This window comes from Trueperaceae bacterium, from assembly GCA_019454765.1.
In the GTDB taxonomy this organism is placed as follows: Bacteria; Deinococcota; Deinococci; order Deinococcales; family Trueperaceae; genus JAAYYF01.
In genome coordinates, this window is sequence record JACFNR010000044.1 from 15,008 (window position 1) to 24,878 (window position 9,871).

8 protein-coding genes are annotated in these 9,871 nt (G+C 70.3%); 4 read left to right on the forward strand and 4 right to left on the reverse strand.

Annotation, left to right across the window (positions count from 1 at the left end):
* Together H3C53_11130 and H3C53_11135 are read left to right on the forward strand one after the other, a co-directional pair.
* Positions 1-139 (forward strand): hypothetical protein (locus H3C53_11130; GenBank protein ID MBW7917220.1); only part of this gene is annotated, 139 nt, incomplete at its 5' end.
* A 183-nt stretch (positions 140-322) separates the two neighbouring features.
* Positions 323-2,263, forward strand: coding sequence for a copper-translocating P-type ATPase (locus H3C53_11135; GenBank protein MBW7917221.1), 1,941 nt, complete (start codon positions 323-325; stop codon positions 2,261-2,263).
* Between the two features lie 45 nt (positions 2,264-2,308).
* On the opposite strand, the gene H3C53_11140 is transcribed toward H3C53_11135, so the two are convergent.
* The 3 genes from H3C53_11140 to H3C53_11150 form a co-directional block, all read right to left on the reverse strand.
* Positions 2,309-3,787: an NHL repeat-containing protein gene (locus H3C53_11140; GenBank protein ID MBW7917222.1), complete on the reverse strand. Its 1,479-nt coding sequence runs from the start codon at positions 3,785-3,787 to the stop codon at positions 2,309-2,311.
* A gap of 122 nt (positions 3,788-3,909) precedes the next feature.
* Positions 3,910-6,276 (reverse strand): hypothetical protein, encoded by a 2,367-nt coding sequence (locus H3C53_11145; protein MBW7917223.1) that lies wholly within the window; start codon positions 6,274-6,276, stop codon positions 3,910-3,912.
* Positions 6,277-6,544: 268 nt separating this feature from the next.
* Positions 6,545-6,922: a hypothetical protein gene (locus H3C53_11150; protein MBW7917224.1), complete on the reverse strand. Its 378-nt coding sequence runs from the start codon at positions 6,920-6,922 to the stop codon at positions 6,545-6,547.
* Between the two features lie 337 nt (positions 6,923-7,259).
* Here H3C53_11150 and H3C53_11155 point away from each other — a divergent pair, with 337 nt between their 5' ends.
* Both H3C53_11155 and H3C53_11160 read left to right on the forward strand, forming a co-directional pair.
* Positions 7,260-8,528, forward strand: coding sequence for a hypothetical protein (locus tag H3C53_11155; GenBank protein ID MBW7917225.1), 1,269 nt, complete (start codon positions 7,260-7,262; stop codon positions 8,526-8,528).
* 468 nt (positions 8,529-8,996) lie between these two features.
* Positions 8,997-9,143 carry a hypothetical protein gene (locus H3C53_11160; GenBank protein MBW7917226.1) on the forward strand — a complete coding sequence of 49 codons (147 nt, stop codon included), beginning with the start codon at positions 8,997-8,999 and terminating at the stop codon, positions 9,141-9,143.
* A 239-nt stretch (positions 9,144-9,382) separates the two neighbouring features.
* Here the strand turns inward: H3C53_11160 and H3C53_11165 are convergent, their stop codons facing one another.
* Positions 9,383-9,556 carry a hypothetical protein gene (locus H3C53_11165; GenBank protein MBW7917227.1) on the reverse strand — a complete coding sequence of 58 codons (174 nt, stop codon included), beginning with the start codon at positions 9,554-9,556 and terminating at the stop codon, positions 9,383-9,385.
* Between the last annotated feature and the right edge of the window lie 315 nt (positions 9,557-9,871).

Consider the following 9,871-nt stretch of genomic DNA (forward strand, 5'->3'; position numbering starts at 1 on the left):
CCTGGCCATCAAGCACAAGCTGCCGCCAGAGCGGTGGAACGAGTCGACGCGCCGCATGGTCGACGACCTGCGCCGGCGCGTGCTCGCTGGCGGTCCGGTCGTGAGCCTCGGCACCTTGGCTGCCTGCCTGGCCGGGTAGGGCGAGCGGGGTGCGGGGTGGACACGGATGCGGAGCGTAGGGTGATAGAGTACCCCACCCCCGGGGGGAGGGGGTAAGAGGAGGCCGACGGTGCACTCCGCGACCCACCACGAACCGCGAACCGAGCCCCACCGCCATGGCGCCGAGGATGAGGGCGGGCCGCACGCCCACCACTCGCCGGCCATGTTCCGCGACCGCTTCTGGCTCACGCTGGTACTGACGCTACCCATCCTCTACTTCAGCGAGCCGGTGCAGGGCTGGTTCGGTTACCGCGCGCCCAGCCTCCCGGGCGCCGCCTGGGTGAACCCCACGCTCGGCACGATCATCTACCTGTACGGTGGCCTGGTCTTCCTGCGCGGGGCCCGCCACGAGCTCGCCGGCCGGCGCCCTGGGATGATGACGCTCATCAGCCTGGCCATCAGCGTTGCCTACATCTACAGCATGGCCGTGGCGTTCGGACTCCCTGGCATGCCCTTCTTCTGGGAGCTCGCCACCCTGCTGGTGATCATGCTCCTAGGTCACTGGCTGGAACTGGCCGCGGTGCAGAACGCCTCCAGCGCGCTCGACCACCTGGCGTCGCTACTCCCACGGACCGCGCACCGCCTCGCGGACAGCGCGGTGCAGGACGTGCCCGTCGCCGAGTTGCGCCGCGGCGACGACATCCTCGTCCGCCCCGGCGAGCAGGTGCCCGCCGACGGGCGCGTCACAGAGGGCCGCAGCAGCGTCAACGAGGCGTTCCTCACGGGCGAAGCGCGCCCCGTGCCCAAGGCCGAGGGGGACGAGGTCGTGGCCGGCTCGGTCAACGGCGAGGGCGCCCTGACGGTGAACGTGACGCGCACGGGCGGCGACACCACCCTCTCGCAGGTCCAGCGCCTGGTGCAGGAGGCGCGCACGGCGCGCAGCCGCTACCAGGGCCTCGCCGACCGCGCGGCCGGCTGGCTCTTCTACGTCGCCGTCGGCGCCGGACTGGTCACGTTCGTCGCGTGGCTCGCCGCCTCCGGCGACCTGGAACAGGCCATCGGCCGCACCGTGACGGTGCTCGTCATCGCCTGCCCGCACGCGTTGGGGCTGGCCATCCCGTTGGTGACGGTCAACGCCACCGCCGTGAGCGCCGCCAACGCCATCCTCGTCCGCAACCGGGAGGCGTTCGAGAGGGCGCACGACGTCAGCGTCGTCGCCTTCGACAAGACCGGCACGCTGACGGAGGCGGCCTTCGAGGTCGGCGGCGTGGTGGCGGTAGCGGGTCTCCCCGAGCCTCGCGCCCTCGCCATCATGGCCGCGCTCGAGACGCGCAGCGAACACCCTCTGGCCAGGGCCATCGCGGCCGCGGCCGCGGCGCGCGGGCTCACCCTGCCGGCGGTCGACGACTTCGAGGTGGCGCCCGGCCGCGGCGTGACGGGGACCGTCGAGGGCGTGAGGTACAGCGTCGGTAGCCCCGACTGGCTTGGCGAGCGGGAGCTGGTCACGGCCCCCGCTCTCGAGAACGCCATCGAACGGGCCGAGGCTAGTGGTGAGAGCGCCATCTGCCTCGCGGGCCCGGACCGCGTGCTCGCCGTGGTGAGCCTCGCGGACCGCATCAGGGACGGCGCCCGCGCCGCCATCGCGGCCCTGACGGCCGCCGGGATCGAACCCGTCATGATCACCGGCGACGCCGAGGCCGTCGCCAGTTCGGTGGCGCGGGAGCTGGGGATAGCGCGCTACCACGCCCGCGTGCTGCCGGCCGACAAGGCCGCGCGGGTGCGCGAGTTGAAGGCCACGGGCCGCACCGCCTTCGTGGGCGACGGCATCAACGACGCACCGGCCCTGCTGGCCGCCGACCTGGGCGTCGCCATCGGCGCCGGCACCGACGTGGCCATCGAATCGGCCGACCTGGTGCTGGTGGCGGACGACCCCCGCAGCGTCATCACGGCGCTCCGGCTCTCGAGGGCCACCTACCGCAAGATGGTGCAGAACCTCGGGTGGGCCGTCGGTTACAACGCCGTGGCCATCCCGCTCGCGGCGGGCGCCCTGGCCTCCCTCGGCGTCCTGCTCTCCCCCGCCGCCGGCGCCGTCCTCATGAGCGTCTCCACCATCGTCGTGGCCGTGAACGCCATGACGCTGCGGTGGCTCCGGCCGACCGCCTGACGCCGACCTCCCTGGTCGGGAGCGGGCGGCCACCGCAGGTCGGGCTCATGGGAACGGCCCCAGCGCCGGTTGCGCCAACGGGGAGCCCGCCGGCGGCGGGTAGAACGCCAACAGCCCCAGGTTCACGCCCGGGAAGCCGGTGAGCACCACGGTGGGCGCTGGGCTTCCCGGCTCGGCCAGCTGATCAGGGGTGAGGGCGAACAGGCGGCCGCCCGCGTCGGTGGCCCAGAGGTCCCCCGCCGCGTCGAAGGCGACTCCGCCGACACCACCCTGCCCGGCGAGGATCACCGCGGGCGTCACGGTGCCGGACGCCTGAAGTTGCTCGGGCGCGAACTTCATGATGGTCGTCTCGTCGCCGACCCACAGGGCGCCGTCCGCGGCGAAGGCAAGGCCCTGCGGCCCGACGAACCCGGAAGACGCCACCACGGCGTCGGGCGGGTCCGTCACGGTGCCCGTCAGGCCGGACGGGTCGTCGTAGCGGAACAGCGTGCGACTGAAGGCGTTGGCGACCCACAGCCGGCCGGCCGCGTCGAAGGCGATGCCGGTGGGCCCGTTGAGGAGTCCGCCGCCGTCGTCGGCGATGACGGCGGCGGGCGTCGGCGAACCGCTCGCCCCCAGCTGAGCGGCGTCGTAGCGCACTATCGTCGCGTTGCCCCGGTTGGTCACCCACAGGGCGCCCGAGGCGTCGAAGGCGAGCGCGGTGGGGTTGGCCAGGCCGCCGAACGTGAGCGTCACCCTCGGCTCGGGGCTGCCGGACGCCGCGAGCTGCGACGCGGCGTACTCGCGGATGGCGTTGTGGTCCCAGTCCGTCACCCACAGGTCGCCGCTCGCGTCGAAGGCGACGCCCTGCGCGGAGGGCGTTCCGCCCAGCAGCAGCGTCGGCGGTTCGCTGTTCGTAGCCCCGAGCCGATCGGCCGCGTACGCTGCCACGGCGCCCTGGTCGTAGCCCGGCACGTAGAGCCGGCCGGTCGTCTCGTCGACCTCGTAGACGGCGTGCACGCGGGCGGTCTCGCCGGCCACCACGGTCACGGGGCAGGCGCTCGCCACCGCCGCCGGGGGCGGGCAGATCACGCTGGGTCGGCTGACGGCGTCGAGGTTCCCGCGGCGCACACGCACCGCTGTGCCCGTCACCACGTAGCTGCCGGGTGCCAGGTCCAGGAGCGTGCGGGACGAACTCAACGAGGCCGTGAAACCGTCCGGGCCGTCGACGGTCACCGCGCCCCGCGCGCCCGGCTCCACGAGTCCGTCGAGGTAGACGCTCAGGTTCCCGGCCGTGGCCGATACCGGCGTCACGGTCACGGTCGCGCTCGCGCTCGCGCCGCCGGTCGTGGCCGTGAGGGTCGCCGTCTGGGGAGCGGGCACGCTGCCGGGCGGCTCGTAACTCGTCTTGGACCCGGTGACGGGCGAGATGCGCCCGACCCCCGCCAACGTCCACGTCACGGCGTCCCCACCCGTGACGGTGGCCGTGAACGTCTGCTCCACGGCGCCCGCCGCGATGGTCAGGCTGGCCGGCTCGATCCTCACCGTCGCCTTGGTCGGACCGCTCGGGCCGCAGGCTGCGGTCACGAACCCGACCAGCGCGCACGCGCCCAACAGGCGCCACGGCCGGGTCGGCTCGGGCCGCGGCCGCGAACCCTCCGGTCGGATCAACATGGCGGACCGAAGACCTGGATCGTCGTGGAATCGGTGCCTATGGGGCTACCGTCCACGGTCCGGGCGGTCAGGCCGAAGGTGTAGCTGTGCGTGCTGCAGAACCCAGGCACCGTCGTGACCGTGCCCGAGCCGGTGCCCAGGTCCTCGCCGCCTGGTCCCGTCCAGTGGAGGCGGTCGCCGGGGACCGGCGTGCCGTCCGAGTAGGTCGCGTGCCCCACCAGGTTCACCGTGATGGGCCCGAAGGCCGTGACCCCGATGCCCGTGCCGTCAGCGGGGTAATCGATGACGACCTCGCCGTTCACCCGCACGGGGTCAATGACCCTCACCGTCGCGCCGGCGCTGGCCGTGGCCCCGTACTCGCCCGTGCCCGTCAGGGTGATGACGTGATCGCCCGTCGTGTCGAAGGCTCGCGTCAACGTGGCGCCGGTGGCGATGAAGGTCCCGCCCTCGCTCCAGCTCAGTCGCTCGGGTGGGACGGGCCCGTCCGGTTGGACGTAGCGGTCGTAGGTGCGGCTCTGCAAGGTGATGGGCACGCCTCGGAGGGTCACGAAGCCGACGCGCTGACCGTCCACCAGGATCGAGGGTTGCGGCACGTCGACCGTGATCCCGCCCGTGGGGTCCGGCCCGAGGCGGAAGGAGACGTGTTTCACGTCCTGGAGGACCCCGCCCTGGCTGAGGTCGAGCTCGACGCGCCCTGTCACGGGTGCGGTGATGGCGCCCACCGTCGCCGCCAGGTTCCCGAAGTCGAGGTCCACCTCGGCGCGGCTGTACTCGCCCACGTTCACCGTGTCCTGGCGTTGGAGCTTGAACGCGTCGTCCACGTAAAGGCGAGCCACCACGTCGTAGTCGTAGAGGTTCTCTGTGACGTTGACGACGTTGAACCTGACCTGCAACCGGCTGGAGCGCGGCAGCACGCGCCCGTACTCGGCGTCCAGCGGCCACGTCGTCGGGTTGGTCTCGTCGAGGAAGTAGTAGCCGCTCCTGTAGGGCACGCCGTCCCACGCCCAGTCGGCGATGAGAGCGTCGCTCGGGTTCTCGAAGCGCACGGTGCGGGCGGGGTCTTCCGCCGTGCGCGGCCCCAGTTCCAGCGAGCCCCGCCGCGCGTTCTCGGGGCGCGGGTCGGCCAGCACGAGTAGCGTGCCGAGCTCGTTCACCTTCGTCCCCACCTCGTTCTGGACCCTGAACTGATCCCACGTCATGGACGGGTGCGTGCCCGCCCAGCGAGCGTTGCCGTCGTTGATGTAGATGCCGTTGGCGCTGAGTCCGGTGATGACGAAGGCGTGGTTGATCTTGTCGGAGGTCGTGAGCACGGGCCGCATGGGCGCAAGACCGAAGACCCCGGTGGTCGCGAGCACCACGTAACTCGTGAAGGGCGCGCTCGGGATCAGGTCGGCGTCCCACACCAGCCAGCTGTAGAGGTCGGTGGGCACGGTCGCGGCCTGCAGGAACGACACTGGCCAGGAGCCGCTGTTGGCGTCCTGCCCGACGGAGCCGGCGAGCGCGTAGTTGCTGACGAATCCGCCCGGCGCCACCGCCGTCCCGGCGAGGCCCGGCAGGACCTGGAAGTAGTTGAGGTACATGGCGGTGGAGGTCGGGCTGCACCACGGGTAGCCGGCCTGCCAGTAGAACGGCACCTGCAGCGAGACGTCGCCTAGCCCCTCCGCCGCGGGAGCGAGCCCCTGCGGTGCCGGTGCGTTGGCTATGGCCTGCACCTCGTAGGTCGCGGGGCCCGTGACGTTGGCAACGGCACCCTCGCCGGCGAGCGTGGCCGCGTGGACGCGCGTGCCCGGCATCTCGTCGGCCGCTGGTAACCTACCGCTCTCGGTGACTACGTATAGGACGTCGGTGCCGGGGGTGTAGGGAAGCGTGAGGGCGGCCGGCTCGACGAGCGCCGCGCCGCCTAGATCGACGCCCACGCGCGGCCCCACGGGCTTCAGGGGGTTCGACTCCTGCGCGGCGGGAGCGTCGCTGATGACCAGCGTGACGACCGTGTCCTGGTCGAGCGCCCCCGACGGGATGTCGAGGCGCGCCCCGGCCAACTCGACTGAGCCTCCTTGCGCCGCACGCACCGTGGCGGACGCGGTCGACCCGCCTCCGCCCACCGTGACCGTGGTGCTCGCCTTGCTCGAGCCGCCCGCGCCCGTCGCCGTCAACGTGTAGCTGGTCGTGACGACGGGCGCGACTACCTGGCTCGTCTTGCCGGTGACGTCCACACCGCCCGGTTCTAGCTCGAGGCTGGTGGCGCCGCTGACCACCCACGACAAGGTGCTCTGGCCACCGCTCTCGATGGTGGCGGGATCGGCCGCGAACGACGTGATGGCGGGGCCAGCGCCTTTGGGTCCGCCGCAAGCTGCGACCAAGACGAGTAAGACTCCTGCTACGACTGCTGCTAACCATCGCTGCTTCATGGCGTCCTTCCCAACGCGACGTCCCCTGCGGCGGGTGCGTAGGGCCGCGACCTCGGTCACGAGCCGGCGGCAACCCTGCCCATTCACCGGCGCCCCCGACCGGCCCGTTGATCCGGCCACGGCGATCCGGGACGCTGGTGGGCGCGGGGTGGTGAGAAGGCGGAGCGACGACGCAGCAGGTGAGGCGCGCGTTCGGAACGATGTCCGGTCGCCAGGCACTCTAGCGGCGCCGCTCGCGGCTGTCCGTGACAGGGCGCTGCTCGGCCCTCACCTCGCGGCAGTAGTAGACGACCGCGTCCACCTGCAACCTCGCCTCCCTCGCCGCGAAGTCGACGGGGAACTCGAGAGTCACCGGGTACCCGGGCCCGCTGACCGTGCGCACGTTCGAGTCCGCAGGCAGCACCGCGGGGCCGGTGCTGGCAAGGCGCACCTGGCCGGTTCCGAGGTCGCCCAAGCGGATCACGTGGTTGTCGGTGTCGGCCACGTGCAGGAGTCGTCCCGCCACGCTCACGCTGCCAGGCTCGTGGAAGCGCTCCGCCGCACCGTCCTCCCATCCCGGCGCGCCCGTGCCGAGGACGGTCACGACCTCCCGCGTCACGGGGTCGAGGCCTGCATGACCCTGTCAGCGATCGTACCTGCCGGCAAGTGGGTAGCTAGTTCGGTCTGTCCCTCGTGCTGAGGCGGCCTACCGACGCGTGGAGCGAGCAGATGACCGAACTTGCGGCGGACCTGCGGGTCCGGGGGTGGACGGCATGCCGGTGCTCGGCGTCGACTAGCTGGTGAGACGGCCGGCGGGGCGACGGCGGAGTGACACCGGGGTGACGCCGGGACCCACGGCCCATCCCGGTCCGCGCGCACAGTAGCTTCTCTCACTACCTGAGGGCCGCTCCGAAGCGCATCGTAGTGGACATCACTATCCCCGGAGGCATGCCCCTATGAGATTCGTCTCCCAGATGCGTACAACCGGTGCGGCGGTCCTCGCTGCCGTCTCGCTCCTCGTGCTCTTGACCGCGTGTAGCACGCCGCTCCCGGATCCCAAGCTCGATCCCGCCGGGCCGGTGAACGTCCGGATCGACACGAGCATCGACTTCAGCGTCAGCAACATGCCCGGAGCGGTCACGTGGGACGTGAACGGCACCGAAGGTGGAACTAGCGAGGCGGGCTGGGTGGTCGGCGGGAAGTTCACCGCGCCGGCGCGCGTGCCCGCCGACCCCACCGTGATCGTCACGGCGACGGACGCTACGAACGCCGCTCGCAGCGCGAGCGCCGAGGCGACGATAACGGCGCCCGGCACGCTCTACATACTGGACAACGACGCCATCCACGTCTACAAGGACATGGACTTCGTGGACGGCAACATGGCGGCGGATCGTGTCTTCACGCTCCCCGGGATGGCGGGCGCCCACTTCTACGACATGGCCATGGCGCCTGCCCTCGACATCGGCTTCATCAGTACTCACAACACCTTACCGGCGCTCTACCGGGTCTCGGCGATCTCCGGCGTCGAGGGCACTGTCACTGCCACGGCCTTCGACACGCTTTCCCACGACTTCGTCTCCGGGCTCGCGTACGACGCCGACCGCGACATCCTGTACGCGGCCGTCGATTACGCCATCTTGGCGTACGACGGCGCGTCCACCGCCCCAGCGGACCAAGCGCCGACCAGGATCATCGCCGGCACCTCGCTGGACCCGATATTCCTGGATAGCGACACCCGGCTACGGGTGGACGCCGCCTCCGACCGCCTGTTCGTCTCGAACCACGCTGGCACCGTGGCGGTCTACGACGGTGTCTCCACGGTGACGGGTGAGGCACAGCCCGACCGTCTCTTCACGGTAGACCCCGGCGGCCTGCTGAACTACCTGTGGGGCGCCGCCTACGACGCCACGCGCGACGAGCTCTACCTAGCGGACCAGAACACGGAGGGTCCCATCTACGTGATCTCGTCCGCCTCCACCGCCGACGGGACGGTAACGCCCTCCCGGTCGATCGGTGGGCCGGCCACGGAGTTCGTGGGCCCGTCGCAGTTGGGCTACGACGCGGGCAACGACCGCCTGGTCGTGATCGATGCGGACGGCAACAACGTGAAGGTGTTCGACCTCGCCTCCACGCTGGACGGCGATGTGGCGCCCACCAGGGTGATAGGCGGCTCGAACCTGCCGATCACCTACCCGTACGGTGGTTACCTCGACCCGACGCAGTAAGGAGCGGGCCTCGAGCGAGGCGACGGCCGAGATGGTCCCTGGCCTGCCTGCGGACGCGTTCAGGGGGCAGGTACTCTCTGGGCTCCTAAGCGCCGTCCCGCAACCGCACCGCCAGCTGGTGCTGACCGAGATTGGTGGGCTTACCGCCCGCGACGTGACCGCCGTGATGACCCAGGGTTTCGATGCCAGCTAGTGGGTCGGCGAGGTGAAGGCACCCGCGCGCGTCATGTGCGGTGCCCTCGCCACGAACGACCGGACCGTGTGGATGGGGGTGCCCGAGTCCTGAGCAGAGAACTCCGGCCAGTGCTACGCGGTGGAAGGGCCAACGCTTCGGGTTGAGGTGTTCGTCCATCATGCGGTCATAGTCCGCTTCGGTGATCGGCTCCAATCCGGTGACGCCGTAAAGTTCGCCCATCGGCCTGGAGGGGCCCTGCACAAGCGCAGCCCGCGGAGCGGTTATGGCCGCTGGTGGACGCGCGCGTGGCCAACGGCCAGGCGCTCAGCATCGACGCGCTGTGGGAGGGCGTAGCGCGCCAATGCGCCTACCTCAGATCACGCCGCGACCTGCTGCACGCGCACACCCACTACCACTGGTGGCCAGCCACCTTCACATGAACGGAGAGATCAGCAGGAAGTCATATCAGTGGTGAGTTTGCTCGTCTGCTGAAGGCCCTGTTGTGGCCAATTGCCGGAAAATCTTCCTCAACTGATGCCAGGACTCACCGGATTCGTTCTCCGCGATGCGGATCAGAAGCAGCGCCAGCCAGCACGTGCGCCTCGATGCGATCACCGCGCCGGTGGTACACCGGCCTAACGTCCACCGTGTGCTTCAAGTCGCGGTTTACGCGCCCGATCTAGTGCAGGTGCTTGTAACCCCGCACCACGTTCTCGGCGCTGAGGTGCTCGCCGCTGGTACGGATCAGATACTTGCCGTCCAGCCTCGCTTCCAACGCGATCTTCGCCTTGTCGAGCTTTAGGGCGGCGTCCGCCTCAGCGATGCGACCAAGCGCAACTCGATTAGATCTCACTTGAACCGAATACCCGCACCCACAAGCGGCTGGAGTACAGAACCTGAGCGGCTATGCTTGTGGACGACACCGTTGATGGCGACACCCTTAACCCGCACCACTTTGCCATCGGGCGACCACGGCTTCCAGGACCACACGGCCAGCCCAAAGACTTGAATTTACTGGGCTCACTCACAAATACAGTCGCGTGCTACTCACAGGTCACTAACAGATCGAAGTACCCAACTCACAGGTTGAACTACCCGCCTACACCGCGCTACCCGCTCAACTGCCCGATGATCGAGAACATCGGCAGGAACATGCCGGCCACTATGA